Origin of the sequence: Holdemania sp. 1001095H_141210_F2, assembly GCF_015558105.1 — a bacterium.
In the GTDB taxonomy this organism is placed as follows: domain Bacteria; phylum Bacillota_I; class Bacilli_A; order Erysipelotrichales; family Erysipelotrichaceae; genus Holdemania.
The window spans coordinates 20,248-39,063 of the sequence record NZ_JADNPO010000018.1 but is presented as its reverse complement, the minus strand read 5'-3'; the positions used below and the strand labels follow the sequence as shown (position 1 = coordinate 39,063).

The following is an 18,816-nucleotide window of genomic DNA, read 5'->3' as shown; positions in this document are numbered from 1 at the left end:
TTATTATCCAAGACAGCACCGTTTTCAGCCTTTCAGCTTTTCACCCGTTTTATAAACAGTGCGGACCTTGCGGACACAGGAAATATCCTGCAGCGGATCGCCTTCTATCGCGATGATATCCGCGACTTTTCCTGCTTCAATCGTGCCGTAGTCCTTCAGCACGCCGATGCAGTCGGCCCCGTTGCGCGTAGAAGCCACGATCGCATCCATCGGCTTCATCCCGTTGGCCACCATCAGTTCCAGCTCAAACGCCGAATTGTTATGGAAGTTATAAGGCGTGCCGGCATCCGTGCCCATCGCGATCTTCACACCACGCTGATAGGCTTTCTTAAAGCTTTCAATATGCGCGTCGACAACCAGATTCGCTTTGCGCAAAACATAATCCTTCATGCCTTTTTCCACACCGGCGTCCAGAATGCAGCGCGGCGCGGCTAACGTTGGAACCAGGTATGTTCCATGTTCGACCATCCAGTCGATGCATTCATCATCCAGGAAAATGCCATGCTCGATGGAGTCGATGCCGGCGTGCAGGGCATTCTTGATTCCCTGGGTGCCCTGGGCATGCGTCGCGGTTTTGCGGTCAGCCTTGTGCGCCTCGTCGATCGCCGCCTTCATTTCTTCCATCGTCAGCTGCGCACTGCCCGGTTCCACACCCGGGGTCATTACGCCGCCGGTCGCCATGATCTTGATCAGATCCACGCCGTGCTTCAACAGCTCGCGGGCATGCTTGCGGCATTCGTCTGCGCCGTCGGATTCCAGTCCGCTTTTCCAGCCATGGCCGCCGGTCATCGTAATCACCCGGCCGGCACAGGCCATGTGCGGTCCAACGACTTTTCCTTCTTCGATGCATTTTTTCATTTCCAGATCGTAATATTGTTCAGACCCCAGCGAACGGACAAACGTCACGCCGCTGTCGATATAATCGTGTGCGTTCTTCATCCCCCACCAGGCTTTTTCCATGGTCGTCAGCGCGTTTTCTTCCTCATCGCTGATGCCCACTGGAGACAAAGAGTGAACATGACAGTTGATCATGCCCGGCATGACGGTCATTTCGCTTAAATCCACCCATTCTTCCTCGTTCTTCCCGTGGAAATCTTCGATCGCGGCAATCCGTCCGTTTTCAACGCAGATGGCCTGGTTCTTTTTTGGTTCAGCGCCAGTGCCGTCGATCAGCGTTCCGGCATGAATCCAGAATTTTTTCATTGATTACTCCCCCTCATTTGTTTTCTTATCTTTCATTATAGCGCATTTTTATTTTCAGACAACTTGAAAATAGTTTCATCAGATCAAACTTCTTTAAGTAATCCCATTTCCTGCCCCTCGCTAAAGGCTTCAGCCTGAACCTTGAATAAAAAGCTCCCCGGAAGAATTCCAGAGAGCTTCATGGGAGAAAAAAGTTACTGAGCCTTGCCCGCGTTCTGACCGGCAATCATACCGAAGGTGAAGATATCGGCGATCGCGTTGCCGCCCAGACGGTTGCCCGCATGGATACCGCCGGTGACTTCGCCGGCTGCCCATAAGCCTTCGATCGGCTGGCCTTCCGCGTTCAAGACTTCCGCCGAGGTGTTGATGACCACGCCGCCCATCGTGTGGTGCAGCGAAGCCTTCCGCGGTGAGATGACGATACCGACGTTCGGATCGTTCTCGATCGCTTCCAGATCGATCGCGCCGGCCAGGACTTCCTTGCCGAAATCCGGATCGCTCTGATTTTCAACATAGCTGTTGTATTTTTCAATGACCGTGCGCAGCTGTTCTTCCGTAAATGCCGGAGTCGCGCCGCCCGCTGCGGTCTTGGACGCTTCCGCCAGTTCCGCTAAGGTCGAACCATACCAGACATGACCGTTGTCGACCATCGACTGAACAGTCGTGCCGAACAGCCCTTCTTCCAGTGAAGCACCCTTGCACAGACCGTCGGCTTCCTTCAGGCCGCTGCCGGCATAAATGATATAGAAGATGCCGTTATCCAGCGTCAGCGAAGCCTTCGCCAGAACGTCACGTTCCGCGTATTCGTCGACAAAGCGTTCACCCTGACCGTTGATCCAGATCTGTTCTGAAGCGTCAGCCCAGATGCCGTCGGTCATTGTGCCCTTGATCGGGGAAGAGGAAGGCATCAGCTGGGAAACACCCAGACCCGTCGTATCCGCGCCGATTTCCATCGCCATGACGATGCCGTCGCCAGTGTTGGTGCCGACATTGGTCGTCAAGGTGCGGTCGGTCAGATCATCGCCCCAGTATTCATCATACTGCTTGACCATCGCCGGATTTGCGCAATAACCGCCGCTGGCCAGCACAACGCCGTGTCCCGCTTCTAATGTGACTTCCGTACCGTCGGCTTTTTCAGCCTTAACGCCGGTAACGCGGCCGTTGTCATCGACGATCAACGACTTCGCCGCAGTTTCCGTATAAATGGTTACGCCTTCTTTTTCAGCCGCGCTCTGCAGTACCTGAATTAACGGCAGACCTGCGGTGTAAGCATGGGTTCTCGGCCACATTGCGCCTAATACGGTGTACAGCGAATCCCCGGCGCCTGCGTGAGAAGCTGTGCCAACGCCGATTGAACCCGCCCAGTCATAAGAATTCAGCGCGCTTTCCGCTAAGGTGCGGGCCAGATCAATGTTCGAAGCGATCCAGCGGCCGTCGTTCATCTGCCGCAGTCCGCCCGTATAAATATGCCACATGTGCAAAGAAATTGAATCGAAGCCCGGCATATCCTTGCCTGCCGTCTTGCCGGCATTCGCCTTATAGAAAGCCTGAATATCGCTCTGCAGCGTGGTCAGGACTTCCGCCCATTCCGGGAATTGATCCAGATGCAGATCCGCGTCGGTTGTCGACAGCGCCAGATAGGAATCCAGCGTATTTTTCTGTGCTTCCGATAAAACGCGTTCCGCCTGCGCTTCCGGGTCAACCGCGTTGAACGCGCCGCCGGCCATCATTGTATCGCCGCCCAGGAAAGAACTTTTTTCAATCAGGATGACCTTTGAGCCTTCCTGCGCTGCCGCGATCGAAGCGCTCAGGCCCGCTCCGCCGCCGCCGACAACGACGACGTCCGCAGATAATGTTTCCGCCTCGCCCGCTGCCGCGTGATAAGCGTTTGCCTTCAACGCGCTGAGATCCATGCCGGCGTTGGTCGCCGCCTCTTCAGCCGCCCGCATCAATGCGTTGCTGCAAAGCGTCGCACCGGTAACGGTGTCTAAATCAAAGGTCTGATGTTCAACGATCTGTGATGGAATGCGTTCCAGCGCCACATCGGACAGACCTGCGGTTTCATGACATTCTGTCACTTCGGCCTTGGTGATCTTTCCTTCTTCCACTGTCAGCTGGACGCTGACCGGTCCCTGCATGCCCGTTGATGTGCCTGTGAACACCCCGGACATCGTGTCCCCGGTTTTCGCCGGTTCCTGTTTTGGTGTCTGTGAACAGCCGGTCAGACTCATCGTCATCGCCAGAGCCAGAATCACAGAAAGACAAAATTTCTTCATGACTTTCCCTCCTGTTATGAATCGTAAACATTATAAACCTGTTAGCCGCTTACAGGTCAACAAGTTTGTGAACGAACAAACAGAACACATGAAAACGGATCCCTCGTAAGATCCGTTTACCGGCAAAATAGTCTGGTTTTCAGGTTTATCCCGGCGACTTTTCGGCGTATATGCAGTCTTCTTCGTCAAGGTTCTCGAAGACGTTTGACGTTGGGAAAGATGACCTCATCTTTCTCCGCTTATATTTCACCCGCCAAACCGATTCCATGAACAAAAACGCCGTTTCTCATGTAACTTAAATAAATCCGGCCGATTATATCCGTACAGATCGGTTTCCCGCGCCGCCGACATTCGTCCAGCAGCGGTTTTAGATCCTGGCAGGTGAGCTGAAACGGATCGGAAACCTCCAACATGTACTGCAGAATCTCGCCGCCTTCTTTTCGTTCCACTTCGGCAGGAAGTTTCAGATTCAGCTTCTTTTTATTGCGTTCCAGAATACCCAGGCCGATACTGACGTCCAGCGGCCGACGCTCCTTGATCACGCTCTGCACGCCGATTTTGATCGCAATGTAGGAGAAGGGCATATTCTCAGACAGAATCTCAACGGCCTTCTGCACCCCCGGAGTCCTGACGGCCCCAGTTCCAAAATTCCAGACATTATAGCTGTTGTCACGAAACAGTGGAGCCACGCGTTCCCGTCCCTCTTTGATCATCTGAAAATAGGCCTGCATTTCCTTTAACCGCAGCAGTTTAATTTCCTGCCAGCGGATTTGTTCTTCCAGTGACTCAGCGTGTGCGCCGACCCATTGATCAATCGCTTCCAACTCCTCATTTTTCGCGTTCAGCGATTCCTGAATGCTCATGTCAAAGCTGCGCAGCATCTGCGCATGATAAATATTCAGGGCGTCCTGCGGTGTAAAATTCCGGTAATTGTTATCCTGCCGTTCTCCCTGAATCAAGCCCATCCGGTCATAATAACGAACCTTACTGCTGACAATCCCCAGCTGACGGGCAAACTCATTGACCTTCATGTATGCCACCTGCACTCTTTCCTCTTTTTAATTTTGTTGATTTCATTATAAAGCATAAACGTAATAAAAATGCTGAAAATCGCATTGATTCCAGCATTTCTTAATTTTTTAAGATTGTAAAATAAGCAGGACAGAATTACCAAAATTCATTTTCCGGCTCATCCGTGATTTCCACCCGCCGGCCGCTGACAAGATCTGTCCAGGCGCATTTCCACGCGTGCAGTTTCATCCGGCCCTGAACCGGCCGGGGATTATACAGCGGGTCGTTGACGACCGGCCGCTGAATTGACGCCAGATGGACGCGGATTTGATGTGTGCGTCCGGTTTCCAGCTGACAGCGGACCAGCGTCTGTTTCTCCTTCTGCCGGCAGCGCAGCACTTCGACATGGGTCACCGCCGGCTTGCCGGTCGGGGAAATCCGATAGGCCTTCGCGTTATGCCGGTCACGGCCGATCGGTTTATCAAGCGTCAATCTGTCCTTCGGCTTCATGACGCCGCTGACCACCGCCAGATACGTGCGGGCGATCTGCTTCTGGGCCAAAGCCTGATCCAGCTTCGGCTGAAAGAACGGACACTTGCTGAAAAGCACGATCCCGCTGGTGCCTTCGTCCAGCCGGTGAATCGGCCGGACAGTGCAATGCTGGCCGGTTTGCAGATAATACGCTGCCACCGCGTTGGCCAGTGTGCCGGTCTTCCCTTTATCATCCGGATGGACGATCATGCCGGCCGGCTTGGACACCGCCAAGATCAGCTCGTCTTCATACAAAATCCTGATCGGGATTGTCCACGGAACAAAATCCGGCTCCTCCTGCTGAAACACCTTCAGCGCCAGCTCGTCGCCGACCTTTACCTTCGCACGCTGTCGAACCGGCTGACCATTCAACGTAATTTTTCGTTCAATTTCCAGCTTGTAGCGCGCAGCCTTGGAACATCCCCACGGCGCAAGCAATTCCGCGATCGTCTGGCCTTCGGCTTGTGCCGGGATGGAAAACCGCAGCCAGGGGACATCAATCCGCAAGGGCATCATTCCCGGCCTTCCGGAAACAGATAGCCCGCCTGCTCAAACAGCGTGTCCAGATCGAGCGGGTTCGGCTTCCATGCCTGCGGCCGCGCTTGCTTTAAGAACGCCTCGGCGCAGGCCGCGTGCGCGGCTGCCCCTTTCCACAGTACGCTTTCGTCCAGATCATGCCGGCTGGTATGCACGTCGGCAATGATGCCTTTTTCCTCATTGCGCATGCCTAAGAAGGCGTAAACTCCCGGCATCCGCTGCAAATACAGCGGGAAGCTGTCCGTGCCCATCCACGGCTCGGCCTGGATTACCGCTTCTTTTCCCAACATTTCGCCGCAGACCTCGGCCGCGGTTTTCGCGTAGTCCGCGTCATTGTTCAGCGGGAAGCCCGGCGCGTTCAGCTTATCAAAACTTGCCGTGCAGTCGTAGGCTTCGGCGATGTGTTCGACAACATGGCGCAGCTTGGCCTGAAACGCCAGTCCCACTTCCCGGTTATAAAACCGCACCGTGCCCTTAAATACGCAGGTATCCGGCAGAATGTTGGATTTCGTTCCGGATTGAACCAGACCCGTGGAAATCGTCAGCGGCTCAAACGGACTGACCGTGCGCATCCGCAGCGCGTTCAGCGCCTGACCGATCGCCGCATAACAATCAATCGGATTGACGCACAAATCCGGGCGGGAGCCATGCCCGCCGCGTCCCTGCAGCCGCACATGGAAGGAAAACATCCCCGCCATCAGCGGCCCGGCCTGAATTTGCAGCGTCCCGGCCGGAGTATGCGGGGAAACATGCAGACCAAACACGCTGTCCGGTTCGATGCCCGCTTTTTCCAACGCCTTCATGAGATGATAAATATTCATCGTCGCTTCTTCGCCGCGTTCAAAACACAACAGTACCGTGCCTTCCAGAGCCTCCCGGTGTGCCTGAAGCAGCTTGGCCGCCGTCAATAACATCGCGGTATGACCGTCGTGGCCGCAGGCATGCTGGACGCCGGGGATCTCGCTGACGCACACTTTCTGCCGCCCGCCGCCGTTGGTCTTTTCTTCCTGGATCGGCAGCGCGTCGATATCCGCCCTTAACATGACGGTCCGGCCCGGCTTGCCGCCCTCGATCCACCCCAGCACCCCACCGTGCTCAACGATCTGCGTGCGGATGCCCTGCGCTTGTAAGAACTGATCGATCAGTGCGACCGTCTGTTCCTCGTGTGAGCTTAATTCCGGATGGCGGTGCAGCTGACGGCGCAGATTGATGCAAAGCTCGCTTAAGCGCTGCGCTTCTTCATTCCATTGAATCGTCATGATCTTCTCCTCGCTTTTTACTATTGCTTTCACTCAACCGACTTCCTGACAGGCCGAAGCCTTATGCAATGATCAGGAAATCTTTGCTTTTTCTTTGATCGCAAGCGTTCGCTTTAACTTAGCGGACGCAGTCAGCATAGAAATCAAACACCTGCTGCTCAGTCGGGAACCGGGCGATCAGAACTTCGTCGCCCATCGCTTCCGCCAGCGCCGGATCCATCGCGATCCGCTGGATGATCGCGCCTTGATACCGTTCGATGATCCATTCCATCGAATGCTGATACGCTTGTTCCTTACGCCGTCCGACAAACACGCTGGAATACGGGCGTTCCGGGTTGTAGCAAGGCTCGTGATCGATCAGGGTATCGGCCCAGATCTGATAGATGTCGATATCGTTGGCATAGTCGATCATGTCCGGCAGAAATCCTCCCGGCGGGCGCATATTGACTTCCAGGCCGATGATGTCGCCCTGCCGTCCCAGCCCCTCCTGATCGCAGTCCAGACGGAAGAATTCCAGGTGGAAAAACCGGTCGCGCACGCCGAAGGCCTGCAATGTCCGCTCGCCTGCGCTGCGCAGATCGTCCGGCACCGTTTTCAGCGAATAACAGCCGATCGGCTGCTTCTCGTTGACCGAATCCATGACTGAACCGAGGTAGACATGACTGGTCGCAAAGACGACCTTGCCCTGGTTGTTGATAATCCCATCGAACGTGCAGACCGTGCCGTGGACAAATTCCTCGACGATCATTCCGGAGTGCATCGTTTTTAACATCTGCTCGAGCTCCTCCGCGTTGTGGATCCGCATCGTGTCGCTCGCCCCGACGCCGCGGTCCGGCTTGGCGACTAAGGAATAGTTCACCTTTTTGGCAAACTCGCGGATCTCGGCTTTATCCTCACTGATCAGCCAGCGCGCAGCCGGCACACCCGCTTCGGCATATTTTGCCTTCATCAGCGACTTGTGCTGACAGACGTGAAGCTGCTTGGGAAACATGCCGGTCGTGACGTGAAACAGCTCGCGCAGCTCGGCGTCCAGATTCAGCCAGTATTCGTTATTCGATTCGATCCAGTCGATCTTGCCGTACTTCCATGTGAAATAACCGCAGGTCCGGATCATCGCGTCCCGATCGGTCATCGAATAGACGCAGACCACATCGTCCAGCACTGCCCGCAGTGTTTCCGGCAAGGATTCCACCGGGGTGTCGACAATCCCCAGCACGCGCACGCCGCGATTTTTCAAAGCCCGTGCAAACAGCCAGTAATTGGATGGGAAATGCGGTGAGATCAATACGAAATTTATCATTCTGTTTCCTCCCAACACCGCTGCAGGATGCCTAATTCTTCCATCCAGACCGGTGTTTCTTCTTCCCAGCACGCCTCGCAATGCGTCCCTTCCGGGTAGCAATGCAGATATACCGACGCTTTATCCTCTAAAATCCGCTGGATCGTCAGGTTGTCGGTCGTGACCTGCGCCAGTTCTTCCTGGGTGCCGGTTTCCAGGCCGCCCCAGCTGATATAAAACTGCGTGTCTTCCTCAATCCAGGCTTCGTCAAGATCCTCGCACAATGGCTCCATGACCAATCCCAGATACGGCGACAGGCAGGCAGCCCGGCTGTAAACCGAGCTGTAGCGGCCGCCGGCGTACAAGGCCATCAGACCACCCATCGAGCTGCCGCCGATAAACGTATGCTCCCGATCGGTCAGCACCGGCAGGTTCTCGTCTACCCATTCTTTTAACTCGCCGCTCATCCAGTCCAGCAGCAGCTCGCCCTGTCCCTGTACCTCGCCCCAGACGGGATCGGCGAAATCGTAAGGTGAAAACTCCCACAGCCGGCGATTGCCTTCATGGTTGCATTCAAGACCGACGACGACTAATGGCAGCCGGGTTAGCTCGAGGTAATCCTTCAATCCCCAGCTTTTGCCATAGGTCGCTTCCTCGTCGACAAACAGATTGTGACCGTCAAACATATACAGCACCGGTACCTTTTGGCCCGGCGTCAGTCCGTCGGGAATATACAGATGGAGCGTCCGCGCTTCGTCCAGCGGCGTAATCCATGTTTCCTGTTGAATAAGCATCTCTGTGATCCTCTTTTCTAGCCGGGAATTCCCAGCCTGACATTTTCATTGTAGTGAATTTTCAGTCCGAGCGCAAGTCTGAAAACCGAGGGAAAGAATCAGAAACCGCCGGACACAGCCCGGCGGTCAGATTCTGAAGTATTTAACAAAGACGGCTGATAAAATACGGGAACTGTTTGCGCCACCACGGCCAGTCGTGAACCGCGTCGCCGCCCCAGTAATCGATCCAGGCCGGGATATTTTTATAGCCTAACAGTTCCTGCATCCGGCGGGTGTCCTGCTGAGCTTCCTGTTCCCAATCGCCCTGACCGCAGCACAGCACGATGTCGCAATGCCGGTATTTTTCCACATACGGATGATCAGCCGGCATCTGATCGAGATAGTCGATCGTGGAGTTGTTGTAAACCAGATCGTCCATGTAGCCGCCGAAGTACCACTTACTGGAATAAATGCCGCTTAAGCCGATCGTGCCGTTGAACAGATCCGGCCAGCGGAACATGAAATTCACAGCGTGAAGCGCCCCCAGACTGCAGCCGGTCGTCAGAATCCCGCCGGCCCGCCGGCCGTCGTTGGACCACTGGTTAATCTCGAGGATCCGCGGCGCCAGCTCTTCCACAATATAGCGGGCATAAGCCTCGTGGCGCTCGATCCGGCCGCGGCATTCGCGGTCGAAGGCCGCCCAGGTCTCCCAGTCGATGCTGTCGCAGGTAAACAGCTGCAGCCGGCCCTGTTCAAGCAGATCCTGCACGGCCCCGACCATCCCGAAATTTTCAAAATCATAGAACCGGCCGCTCTGCGCCGGAAATACCAGACAGGGCCGTCCGGCATGACCGTAAACCTTGAATTCCATCATCCGGTCAAGATGATAACTGTATTCGTTATAATACGCTGTATGCATGTTTTCTACTCCTTGGTCATGGTAAAGCTGACGAATTCCATCATGTCGTCAACATCCGCGAAACGAGCGGTGATCATGTCGTTGCCCATCGCCGGGGCTAAGACCTCCGGCATCGTTTCCGCCATCACGATCGCGCTGCCGTAGCGCTCATGCACCTCAGCGAGAGTATGACGGTAAGCCAGACGGTGACGGCGGCCCGTATAAACGCAATAATACGGCCGGTGCGAAGGATCGAAATACCCATGATCATACGCGACCATGTTCGCCCAGATTTTATAGACGTCGATATCGTTGGCATAGTTCATCATATCCGGGGTATAGCCTCCCGGCGGACGCATGTTGACTTCCAGGCCGATCAGATCGCCCCGCTTGCCCAGTCCTTCCTTATCTTCAGTCAGGCGGAAAAACTCGCAATGAAAAAACCGGCTCTGGGTCGGGAAGGCGGCGATCACGCGCCGTCCGGCATCCTTGAGATCTTCCGGGATTTGGCGCACGGAATAATAATAGATGTCCTCCTCATGATTGACGATTTCCATGATCGGCCGCGGAAACACATGCGACGTCTCAAAGATCGGCTCGCGCTCGCGGTTGGCGATGCCGTCGTAGGATTCAATCGAGCCCGGCACGTATTCTTCCATGATGTACTGCGTTTCCGGCAGATGATCGTAGAATTCATGCAGCTGCGCTTGGTTTTCCAGCTTGTAGGTCGCGTTGGCGCCCACGCCGTTATCCGGTTTGACGACAACCGGATAACCCGTCTGCGCGACAAATGCCAGTCCGGCTTCCCGCTCGGACACCAGATGCCAGCGTGCCGTGCGGACTCCGGCCTTTTCATACAGCGCCTTCATCTGGCTCTTGTATTTAATGAAGGAAATCGCCTCGTTGCGCACGCCGCTGGTTACGTTGAAATCCGTGCGCAGCCGGGCGTCCTGCATCAACCAGTATTCGTTGTTGGATTCGATCCAGTCGATCTTGCCATAGCGGAACGCAAAAAAAGCGCAGGCTTTGTACACCTCTTCATAGTTTTCCAGACTTGAAACTTTGTAGTATTCCTGTAAGTTCTGCTTGAGGTTGTCTTCAAGCTGCTCGTATGGAGCATCCCCGATTCCCAGCACACGGACGCCGTTCTGTTTCAGACAACGGCAAAAGTTCCAATACGTCTTGGGAAAGTTCGGCGATATAAAAATAAAATTCATGGATATTCCCCACCTTTGTTCAAGTTTCATTGTAGCAGAATCGAACGTTTTTTTAAATTGATTAAGCGGCAAAAATACCAGAATTCTGAAATAACTTGCTGAAAGAAATGAAAGAAGATGAAATCATCAAGGATACTGAAAACCCATCGTGCTGTTTAAAGCTGGAAATGAAGCTAGCGTCACGGGATAAAACAAGAAACGATCCGCGTTTTTTTAGCGGATCGCCCGTTCTCCAGGGAATCGTCTGATTCTCATGTCTCTGATTTTTGTTGATTTCAGCAAGTTTCTTCCTTTTATTTTCCCTTCAACCAGCTTACCCCATATTGGCCGCCGTCAGGCGTTTGCGCATTAAATCCGGATCCGTACAGGCCAATAACGCGGTCTCCTTTGTGATCCGGCCGGCCTTCAACAAATTCAACAGACTGGCGTCCATCGTGATCATGCCCTCCCGGGCGTTAGCCTGAATCGTGTTGTCGATCTGATGGATCTTATTCTCGCGAATCTGCGTCTGGACGGCATTGTTGACCTTCATGATCTCAAAGGCCGGTATCAAGCCGCCCCCAACCGCCGGAATCAGCTGCTGGGACACGATCGCCTGCAGCACCATCGACAGCTGCACGCGGATCTGTTGCTGCTTCTCGGCCGGGAACACGTCAATAATCCGGTTGATCGTATTCGCCGCGCCGGTTGTGTGCAGCGAGGAAAAGACCAGATGCCCTGTTTCCGCCGCTGACAACACCGTCTGCATCGTTTCCAGTTCGCGCATTTCCCCGACCAGAATCACATCCGGCGCTTCCCGCAGCGCCGCGGTCAGAGCGTGGATATAATCGGGCGTATCCTGACCAATTTCACGCTGGCTGACAATGCTTTTCTGATGCCGGTGGAGCACTTCAATCGGATCCTCAATCGTGATGATATGCCCGCTTCGGCTATGGTTGATTGCGTCGATCAGACAGGCCAGCGTCGTGGATTTGCCGCTGCCGGCCGCCCCGGTAATCAGCACCAGCCCCTTTTTCAATTCGGAAAACGCCAGGATTTCCGGTCCGATATGCAGCTCATTCGCATCCGGCAAAACGAACCGCACGACCCGCAGCACCGCCGCTAACGATCCGCGCTGACGATAAACATTGACGCGGAAGCGCCCCATCTGGGAAAGCGAAAAGGAAAAATCATCCTCGCCCGTCTGATGCAGCCGGTCCATCGTCCGATTCTGGCTCAATTTAAAAATTTCCTGAATCAACGCTTCGGTCATCGCCGGCGTCAGCCGCTGATCATCCAGCTGAATCATTTCACCGTTAATTTTTATCGTCAGCGGTGTCCCGGCGACAATAAAAATATCCGAAGCCCGGCGGTCGACCGCCTGCCGCAATATCGTTGGACAGTCCATCAGCGTTCCTCCTTTTCCATTTTCGTTTCACTGTAATGCGCCTGCACCCGGCTGATCGCTTTATCGCTCAGCTGCAGCTGCGCGTTAGCCTGAACATAGGACAATACCGCGAAGGTTGTCATGCACAACAGGCAGAATAACATCAATAACGGTGCGATCCCCGTGCCGATATGCACCGCGGTTTGGGTTTCCTGACGATGACTCATGACTTCCCGCCTCCTGTGATCGGACCGATTTCCACCAGAATCCGGCCATCCTTCACCCGCACGACACGCAGGACGGCGGCTTTTTCTTCATTGTGGACCGATCGTTCAATTTCAATCTGATAAACGCCGTTTTCCTGCAGTTTTCCACTCTCGTCGCTCTGCCACAGACAGGCCTCGGGTTCACATTGCTGCGGCCACAGCGTGGTCAGTGATACATCGGAATGAGTCCGCAGCTGTTCGGCCAGCGGCTGGGCCAACCGCAGCGCCTGATTCTGATCCAGCGCTAAATGATGCCTGGCGCTGGCCAGCGCGAACAAGCGTACGCACAGCACAGAACCCAGGGCAAAGCAGAGAATCACAAACAACAGCTCGCTGAGGAAATAAAACGAGCTGGAACGCTGTCGTATTTTCATTCCGCATCCTCCTTCAGCTCAAGGCTCAGCGTGGCGATTCCCGATTCGCCCTGCCATTGCACCTGCAGCGACGATCCCTGCAGCTCAAAGCGAATCGGCGCCGAAGCCGCCAATTTCTCCCCGGCGCTCAAATCCAGCGGCCTGTTGGCGCCCATCAGCAGTTCCATCAGCTGACCCTCCTGAACATAGAACACCGTTTCATACGTCCGTCCGTCAATTTCTTCCCGGATCATGAGACACTCCTGATCTCCGATCCGCTGCACGCGCACCTGATCGCCGCGGACGCCCTGCAGCCGATTGAACAACACCAGATAGGGCAGCTGCACCTGGTCATCCTGCCGCTGTTCCCGCAGCATCCGCTGATAAAAGGAAGCGCACCGCTCGATCGTCACAAACGAACAGCCGACAAACAACGTCAATAACAGAAGCATAAAGACCATTTCCGTCACAGACCGCTTCATCGCGCCGCCCCCTTCCGGTAAACCGCGACGTCCGGCTTCATATTGGAGCCGAGCGATTGATAAAACACATTGTATTTCCCATGGTCGATGACGACTCCATAGTTTTGTTCCAGATAACTCACGTCCTCAGGATAACTTCCCTCCAACGCATAGCACAGCACCGCCGCCTGTTCGATCCGCTGCTCGATCAGCTGCGCTTCTTCATTCCGGATCTGTCCCGAGGTCTGGTTCAGAGAACGAACGATCCCCCAGAAAAGCGCCGCGAAGATCAGAATAATGGCTGTGATTTTTCCCAGCTTCTTCATCGGGTTACCCAATGCTGGACATGATGTTCATCAGCGGCAGCATCACGGAAAGCAGAATCGCCCCGACGATCACCGAAAGCAGCACGATCATCAGCGGTTCGATCGTATTTAAGAACTGGTTTACGGCGGTTTCGGTATCGTCGTCATAGCGCTCGGCTACCTGCGCGATCATCTCATCGCCCCGCCCAGCCCGCAGGCCGATGCCGATCATCCGGGCATAAGCTTCTTTAAACAATCCACAATCCAGCAAGGCCCGGTCGAAGTTTTCGCCCTCGTCCATTTTCTGCATACAGGCGCGAATCTGTTTTTGCACTCCCGGATGCTCGATCAGCGTTTCCAATCCCTGCAGCGCTTCGCTGATCTCTACACCGCTGCGGGTAAACAAGGACAACGCGAACGCCGCCTGCGCCAGCGACAGCTCGCGGCACACACCGCTGATCAGCGGAACACGGGCAAACAGCGCCGTCAACGACAGCTGCGGATTGCGAAAATGGCGTATGGCAATCACCGCCGCACCGATCAAGGCCAGCCCGGAAATCACCGCTGCCGCGATGATTAAGCCTGACCCTGCCCGCATCAGCACCTGTGCCGATACCGGCAGCGAAATACCGAGATTGCGCAGCACTTCATCAAAGACCGGCAGCACCTTAAATAAGATCACGCCAACGACGACCATCACCATGATCAGAAGGATCAGCGGGTAAGTCAGCGCGTTCTTCAAATTAATCCGGATCTTTTCCATGCGCTGATAATACTGCGCCAGCGCTTCCAGCACCTGATCCAGATAGCCGGTCTGTTCCCCGATCCGCACCATCCGGACCATGTAGGAGTCAAACGCTTCCGTCCGTTTTAGACTGTCCGCCAACGTTTCGCCCAGCTCTATTTCATTTTTGATTTTTAACAGCGCGTCATGCAGACCGACGTCTGGCTGATCGTTCGCCACCACACCTAATCCGTCTTCTGCCGATAAGCCCGAGCTGATCATCATCGCCAGCTGCTGGCACAACAGCGCGCATTCATTCCCGGAGATTTTTTTCATGTTTTTTCCCCCTTTAATAGCGATATTTATCCTGATACTGTCCAGTGTATTTCATCTGCGTTGACGCGTAGGTCGGATCCATTCGCGTCCAGGTTTCTTTTTCAAAATAGATTTCCGGATTGATCCAGCCGGCCCCGCGGACATACACCTCGACCCAGGCATGGTAACCCTCGTCGACATAGCCGGTGATCAGGCGGGTCGGAATCTGCTGGACACGCAGCATCGTGCTCATCAGGGCGGCGTAGTCGAAACAGATGCCTTTGCCCTGGGACAGCGTGTCGTCGACAACCGGCAGGACATACTGATCTTTGACTTCCTCGGCCTTGTCCCAATCGTAGCTGACATGCTTGACCACAAAGTTGTAAATTGTCAGCACCCGTTCCAGCTCAGTCCGGCAATCCTGCGTCAAATCGAACGATTTCAGAACGCTCGCCGACTGCGGCGAGTAGTTTACAATCTGGTTGGGATAAAGAAACGGCAGGGTCTCCTCACTCAGTCTGACGTCGAACGTCTGCTTGAACAAGACGGCATATCTTGAGCCTTCGATATTCTCATACCCCCGGATTTCGTATTGTCCGCTGCCCAGGGTCAGAGGGTAGGTGATGTAATTTCCATCCTGATCAATATCATAGGGATATTCCTCACCGTCTTTGATGATTTTTAACTTTAAGCGGCGATGATCAAAACGCAGGGTTTTCACCATAATGTAGCCCTGATCGGTGTGACTGGCGTCAATCTGGATCAAATCGTCGCCCAAAATCACGTTTCCGGAAGCTTCCGGAAGATGAATTCCCGCGAGGGTGGGAGCGGGGGTTTCCTCGATCGGCGTCGGGTATTCCTGCGTTGAAGAAGGCTTGCCGGAGGAGCTGCAGGCCGACAGCAGTAACGCCAAAACGAGCCATCTGCGTATTTTCAAAATCGGCACTCCTCCTTTTTCCTGTTTCATTATAGCACAATCCAACCCCTTCCCAAACGGCGGAGTTTGCGCGTGGAATGGAAGAAAAACAAAATCCGCATATCGACGGCGTATGCGGTTGAAAAGTTCGGATATTCTAACGATTTGCACGCAGTCGGTTCTGACTGACGGTAAGCCGGGCTTCGCCCACTTCGACGGTTAATTCCGCCAGAGGATCCAGGACGATCGTCAGCTGAACATCGTCAAGATCGCTGGTCAGCGACTGCCGGAATATCAAGGCGGAGCCTTTGTGAATACGGACATGGGATAAGTCCAGCGGCAGCGGCTTCTTGTTTTGATAGCCGGTGCAGACAACCGTCATCGTGCCGTCCTGGTTTTCTTCCACGCTTCCCAATTTCAGCACAACCTTATCTTTCTTCACCATCACCCGCAGGACCGCGGCCAGTCCGACGGCTAGAATGCCCCAGCCTAACAGCCATCCCCAGCCGATGTTCCATGTCGGATTGGAATGAGAAACAGACGTAAAAAGGATTCCGCGCATGCCTGAACCGTTTGATGGCAGCGCCAGGCAACTGCTTTCGAATCCGGCAAAACTCATCATAGTCAACAATCTGTGCATCATCACGGCAGGCCACCCTTTCTTTTTTCTTTATTATGCGGGAAGTGGGTTAGAAATCCGTTAGATAACGCGGTTTTCAGAGAATTATTTTACTTTGTGTCAATTTGCGGGTGTTTTCTCGTTCAATAGCTCAAAGTCATAATGGAGACGGCAGCGGGAAGACGCGATTTTTTTATAAAACCGCCGGGTCAGCCGATCCATCACCAATGCAATATCGCTCTTTTCTTTTACAGTCATCAGAATTCCGAACTGCGTCTTGCTGAAGCGGGTATAAACGTCATTAGCCCGCAAACCGGAGCGGATGATGCGGTTGAGCAGATCGCCGCAGTCCTGCGCGGACAATTCAGCGTCCGTGACTTTCAGATGCGTAATTACCAGCACGATCGGCGCCGTGCTGCGCCGGGCTTCCAGACGTTTGTTTTGGACCAGCTTGGCAAAAACCGGCCGCTCGCAATAGAACGCCGCAGGCTCGCTGGTTCCTTCCAGTTCCGACAGATAATCCAGCGGCGTCAGTTCCTTATCCTCGTTATCCGCTTTAATGAAGTAAACCAGCGACTGACTCTTCCCCTGAAACTCCATTCCGAATTCCTTGTAGAAAGAATCGGAAATCTTTTCATAATGTTGAATGGCGCGGGCATATTTCTTTTGATCAAGAAGAATTTTCAGATAGAGGTAATTGAGTTGATCCTGATATAAATCCTGCTGGAGGGCTTTCAGCAGCAGGGTTTCCGCCTGAGCTTCATGGTGAAGGTCGGCCAGCGACTGGGCTGCGGCCTGGACCCGCTGCAGATACAGCTGCCAGTATTGCTCACGATAGGTATAGATCCAGCTCTGGTCCAAGCCGGGCAGAAACTCGCCCGGATATAATTCTGCCAGCGCTTGCGCATAATCGGAGTCAATCGTCAAAGGATCCAGCGGTTTATTCAGCTCATCAATATCCAGCGTCAGCTCGGAACAGGCAAAGCTGTAACCGCCCCGCTGCGTCACAATCCAATCGGCCGCTCCCGTCACCGTTAGCTCCTCCAGACATTTCCGCAGCCTGTGGACTGTAAATTTCATGGCATTGAGGGGATTTTTGGAGTCTTCCCAAAACAATTCGATCAGTCGTTCTTTGGTTACCAGAGTTCCGTGATTGAGGCAAAGGCAGGCGAGAAACGCCGCTGTCTGCTTGCCCAGCAACGCAACAAGATCGATCGTCTGGTCGTTTGTTTTTAAGATAAAACCGCCAAGCATCTGAATTTTAATTCTATTCATTCGTCTGCCTCCCAGAATTTTTAATCTCTCATTAATTATATTATAATTCCAGTATTTTTACTAATAACATTGTCTTACTTTTATGAAATTTTTCAGGTGTTCTTTGGTCTCAGCGCTTTCTTGATCCGGCGAAAAAAACAAATTAAAACAGCGGAACTTTGGAATGCGAGCATTATGGTATGAGACCTCCCCGGCAGAGTTGGTTATTTGCCTTCTCTACCTGAGAGGGGACATGCCTATCCCGCTCCAAAGCGACGCTGTTTTATTATCCCAGGATAAAGTGGTTCAGTGCGCCAAACAGTCCTGCGCTGGCTAAGCCCATAATGACGCCGGCCAGTAAGACGCCGCCCATCACGGCTAAGACACTGGACTTAAAATCCATGTCCAGAAAGCTTGCCGCCAACGTTCCCGTCCAGGCGCCGGTGCCCGGCAGCGGGATGCCGACGAACAGCAGCAGTGCAACAAACAGACCGCGGCCAGCTTTTTCCTGAAGCTTTTTGCCGCCTTTTTCACCTTTGTCCAGACAGTAAGTAAAGAACTTGCCGATAACCGGCTTATCCGCGCCCCAGATCAGAACCTTCCGGGCAAATAGATAGATAAACGGTACAGGAATCATATTGCCGACAATCGCAACAATATAAGAGGACCACAGCGGCATGCCAAACGCCTGAGAATATGGGATGGCGCCGCGCAGCTCAATCAGGGGTACCATGGATATCAGAAAGACAAGAAAATATTTTTTTAACACATTCAGCACTCCAATTCTTTTCGTTATTTACAGCATTGCCATTGTACACGAATTCAAACTAAGTTACAAGGCAAAATGGCTTTTCTTAAGGGATTCTTAGAAATTTCCAGGCTGGTTTCTAACAAAAGGAATGGCATAAAAATAAGAAATAACGATCATCCCGATTAGGATCGTTATTGTTTCTCACTTCCAAACTTCCGGTATTTGTAAAACATTATAATCCTGATCCATTCCAGTTTGGAGTTTGGATTCACTCTTCATTGATGCAGCCTGCTTTGTTAACGCCATCCCAAAACGATTAATCCTGCTTATTTCTCCAATCTCGAATTACTCCGTTCGAATTCAGATTATGCCCATCTTCCCAAGCTTGCAAAAATCTCAATCTTCTGCAATTTTTGTCCGTAAAAATAAATTCGTCTTTAAAATTTATTACATAAATGTCTATATCCATTCTTTTGCCGTGTCTTGTTTCTTTTATTGGCTT

19 protein-coding genes are annotated in these 18,816 nt (G+C 53.4%); all 19 read right to left on the bottom strand.

Annotated features, from left to right (window positions below; translation table 11 throughout):
* Positions 1-24 precede the first annotated feature (24 nt).
* The 19 genes from I2G61_RS11200 to I2G61_RS11110 all read right to left on the bottom strand — a co-directional run bounded on the left by I2G61_RS11200 (position 25) and on the right by I2G61_RS11110 (position 18,332).
* Positions 25-1,203 (bottom strand): amidohydrolase family protein, encoded by a 1,179-nt coding sequence (locus tag I2G61_RS11200; protein WP_072684608.1) that lies wholly within the window; start codon positions 1,201-1,203, stop codon positions 25-27.
* Positions 1,204-1,397: 194 nt separating this feature from the next.
* Entirely contained in the window at positions 1,398-3,479 is a 2,082-nt protein-coding gene (locus tag I2G61_RS11195) for an FAD-dependent oxidoreductase (protein WP_072684607.1), read from the bottom strand.
* 239 nt (positions 3,480-3,718) lie between these two features.
* Positions 3,719-4,510: a MerR family transcriptional regulator gene (locus I2G61_RS11190; RefSeq protein ID WP_072684606.1), complete on the bottom strand. Its 792-nt coding sequence runs from the start codon at positions 4,508-4,510 to the stop codon at positions 3,719-3,721.
* Positions 4,511-4,646: 136 nt separating this feature from the next.
* Positions 4,647-5,537 carry an RluA family pseudouridine synthase gene (locus tag I2G61_RS11185; RefSeq protein ID WP_072684605.1) on the bottom strand — a complete coding sequence of 297 codons (891 nt, stop codon included), beginning with the start codon at positions 5,535-5,537 and terminating at the stop codon, positions 4,647-4,649.
* Positions 5,534-6,850, bottom strand: a complete 1,317-nt coding sequence (locus tag I2G61_RS11180; RefSeq protein WP_195548276.1) for a M20 family metallopeptidase — start codon at positions 6,848-6,850, stop codon at positions 5,534-5,536. The genes I2G61_RS11185 and I2G61_RS11180 overlap by 4 nt, the downstream gene beginning before the upstream one ends.
* 85 nt (positions 6,851-6,935) lie before the next feature.
* Positions 6,936-8,117 (bottom strand): acetyl-CoA carboxylase biotin carboxylase subunit family protein, encoded by a 1,182-nt coding sequence (locus tag I2G61_RS11175; protein ID WP_229100747.1) that lies wholly within the window; start codon positions 8,115-8,117, stop codon positions 6,936-6,938.
* A complete protein-coding gene (locus I2G61_RS11170) occupies positions 8,114-8,890 on the bottom strand; it encodes an alpha/beta hydrolase (protein WP_072684603.1) in 777 nt (258 codons plus the stop codon). The genes I2G61_RS11175 and I2G61_RS11170 overlap by 4 nt, the downstream gene beginning before the upstream one ends.
* A gap of 142 nt (positions 8,891-9,032) precedes the next feature.
* Positions 9,033-9,788, bottom strand: a complete 756-nt coding sequence (locus I2G61_RS11165) for an esterase family protein (RefSeq protein ID WP_072684602.1) — start codon at positions 9,786-9,788, stop codon at positions 9,033-9,035.
* Positions 9,789-9,793: 5 nt separating this feature from the next.
* Positions 9,794-10,984, bottom strand: coding sequence for an acetyl-CoA carboxylase biotin carboxylase subunit family protein (locus tag I2G61_RS11160; RefSeq protein ID WP_072684601.1), 1,191 nt, complete (start codon positions 10,982-10,984; stop codon positions 9,794-9,796).
* A gap of 313 nt (positions 10,985-11,297) precedes the next feature.
* Positions 11,298-12,371 carry a type IV pilus twitching motility protein PilT gene (locus I2G61_RS11155; RefSeq protein ID WP_072684600.1) on the bottom strand — a complete coding sequence of 358 codons (1,074 nt, stop codon included), beginning with the start codon at positions 12,369-12,371 and terminating at the stop codon, positions 11,298-11,300.
* A complete protein-coding gene (locus I2G61_RS11150; RefSeq protein ID WP_072684599.1) occupies positions 12,371-12,577 on the bottom strand; it encodes a hypothetical protein in 207 nt (68 codons plus the stop codon). Before I2G61_RS11150 ends, I2G61_RS11155 begins: the two co-directional genes overlap by 1 nt.
* The gene (locus I2G61_RS11145) at positions 12,574-12,990 is read right to left on the bottom strand and encodes a hypothetical protein (RefSeq protein WP_072684598.1); all 417 of its coding nucleotides are present in this window, start codon (positions 12,988-12,990) and stop codon (positions 12,574-12,576) included. The genes I2G61_RS11150 and I2G61_RS11145 overlap by 4 nt, the downstream gene beginning before the upstream one ends.
* Positions 12,987-13,451, bottom strand: a complete 465-nt coding sequence (locus I2G61_RS11140) for a DUF4860 domain-containing protein (RefSeq protein ID WP_072684597.1) — start codon at positions 13,449-13,451, stop codon at positions 12,987-12,989. Before I2G61_RS11140 ends, I2G61_RS11145 begins: the two co-directional genes overlap by 4 nt.
* On the bottom strand, positions 13,448-13,756 hold the full coding sequence (locus I2G61_RS11135; RefSeq protein WP_072684596.1) for a hypothetical protein: 309 nt from the start codon (positions 13,754-13,756) through the stop codon (positions 13,448-13,450). The genes I2G61_RS11140 and I2G61_RS11135 overlap by 4 nt, the downstream gene beginning before the upstream one ends.
* Positions 13,757-13,760: 4 nt before the next feature.
* Complete coding sequence (locus I2G61_RS11130; RefSeq protein WP_072684595.1) at positions 13,761-14,795, bottom strand: type II secretion system F family protein; 1,035 nt, start codon at positions 14,793-14,795, stop codon at positions 13,761-13,763.
* 13 nt (positions 14,796-14,808) lie between these two features.
* Positions 14,809-15,711 carry a transglutaminase family protein gene (locus tag I2G61_RS11125; RefSeq protein WP_159432792.1) on the bottom strand — a complete coding sequence of 301 codons (903 nt, stop codon included), beginning with the start codon at positions 15,709-15,711 and terminating at the stop codon, positions 14,809-14,811.
* Positions 15,712-15,847: 136 nt separating this feature from the next.
* Positions 15,848-16,333 (bottom strand): hypothetical protein, encoded by a 486-nt coding sequence (locus I2G61_RS11120; RefSeq protein WP_072684593.1) that lies wholly within the window; start codon positions 16,331-16,333, stop codon positions 15,848-15,850.
* A gap of 96 nt (positions 16,334-16,429) precedes the next feature.
* Entirely contained in the window at positions 16,430-17,584 is a 1,155-nt protein-coding gene (locus I2G61_RS11115) for a winged helix-turn-helix domain-containing protein (RefSeq protein WP_072684592.1), read from the bottom strand.
* A gap of 265 nt (positions 17,585-17,849) precedes the next feature.
* Positions 17,850-18,332 (bottom strand): small multi-drug export protein, encoded by a 483-nt coding sequence (locus I2G61_RS11110; protein WP_039865392.1) that lies wholly within the window; start codon positions 18,330-18,332, stop codon positions 17,850-17,852.
* Positions 18,333-18,816: the final 484 nt, after the last annotated feature.

What these genes read in the sequence shown, in the direction of transcription:
- I2G61_RS11120 (WP_072684593.1), bottom strand. Translation starts at nt 16,333, where the DNA reads ATGATGCACAGATTGTTGACTATGATGAGTTTTGCCGGATTCGAAAGC.
- I2G61_RS11165 (WP_072684602.1), bottom strand. Translation starts at nt 9,788, where the DNA reads ATGCATACAGCGTATTATAACGAATACAGTTATCATCTTGACCGGATG.
- I2G61_RS11160 (WP_072684601.1), bottom strand. Translation starts at nt 10,984, where the DNA reads ATGAATTTTATTTTTATATCGCCGAACTTTCCCAAGACGTATTGGAAC.
- I2G61_RS11170 (WP_072684603.1), bottom strand. Translation starts at nt 8,890, where the DNA reads ATGCTTATTCAACAGGAAACATGGATTACGCCGCTGGACGAAGCGCGG.
- I2G61_RS11150 (WP_072684599.1), bottom strand. Translation starts at nt 12,577, where the DNA reads ATGAGTCATCGTCAGGAAACCCAAACCGCGGTGCATATCGGCACGGGG.
- I2G61_RS11200 (WP_072684608.1), bottom strand. Translation starts at nt 1,203, where the DNA reads ATGAAAAAATTCTGGATTCATGCCGGAACGCTGATCGACGGCACTGGC.
- I2G61_RS11140 (WP_072684597.1), bottom strand. Translation starts at nt 13,451, where the DNA reads ATGAAGCGGTCTGTGACGGAAATGGTCTTTATGCTTCTGTTATTGACG.
- I2G61_RS11145 (WP_072684598.1), bottom strand. Translation starts at nt 12,990, where the DNA reads ATGAAAATACGACAGCGTTCCAGCTCGTTTTATTTCCTCAGCGAGCTG.
- I2G61_RS11185 (WP_072684605.1), bottom strand. Translation starts at nt 5,537, where the DNA reads ATGATGCCCTTGCGGATTGATGTCCCCTGGCTGCGGTTTTCCATCCCG.
- I2G61_RS11115 (WP_072684592.1), bottom strand. Translation starts at nt 17,584, where the DNA reads ATGAATAGAATTAAAATTCAGATGCTTGGCGGTTTTATCTTAAAAACA.
- I2G61_RS11135 (WP_072684596.1), bottom strand. Translation starts at nt 13,756, where the DNA reads ATGAAGAAGCTGGGAAAAATCACAGCCATTATTCTGATCTTCGCGGCG.
- I2G61_RS11195 (WP_072684607.1), bottom strand. Translation starts at nt 3,479, where the DNA reads ATGAAGAAATTTTGTCTTTCTGTGATTCTGGCTCTGGCGATGACGATG.
- I2G61_RS11175 (WP_229100747.1), bottom strand. Translation starts at nt 8,117, where the DNA reads ATGATAAATTTCGTATTGATCTCACCGCATTTCCCATCCAATTACTGG.
- I2G61_RS11190 (WP_072684606.1), bottom strand. Translation starts at nt 4,510, where the DNA reads ATGAAGGTCAATGAGTTTGCCCGTCAGCTGGGGATTGTCAGCAGTAAG.
- I2G61_RS11130 (WP_072684595.1), bottom strand. Translation starts at nt 14,795, where the DNA reads ATGAAAAAAATCTCCGGGAATGAATGCGCGCTGTTGTGCCAGCAGCTG.
- I2G61_RS11155 (WP_072684600.1), bottom strand. Translation starts at nt 12,371, where the DNA reads ATGGACTGTCCAACGATATTGCGGCAGGCGGTCGACCGCCGGGCTTCG.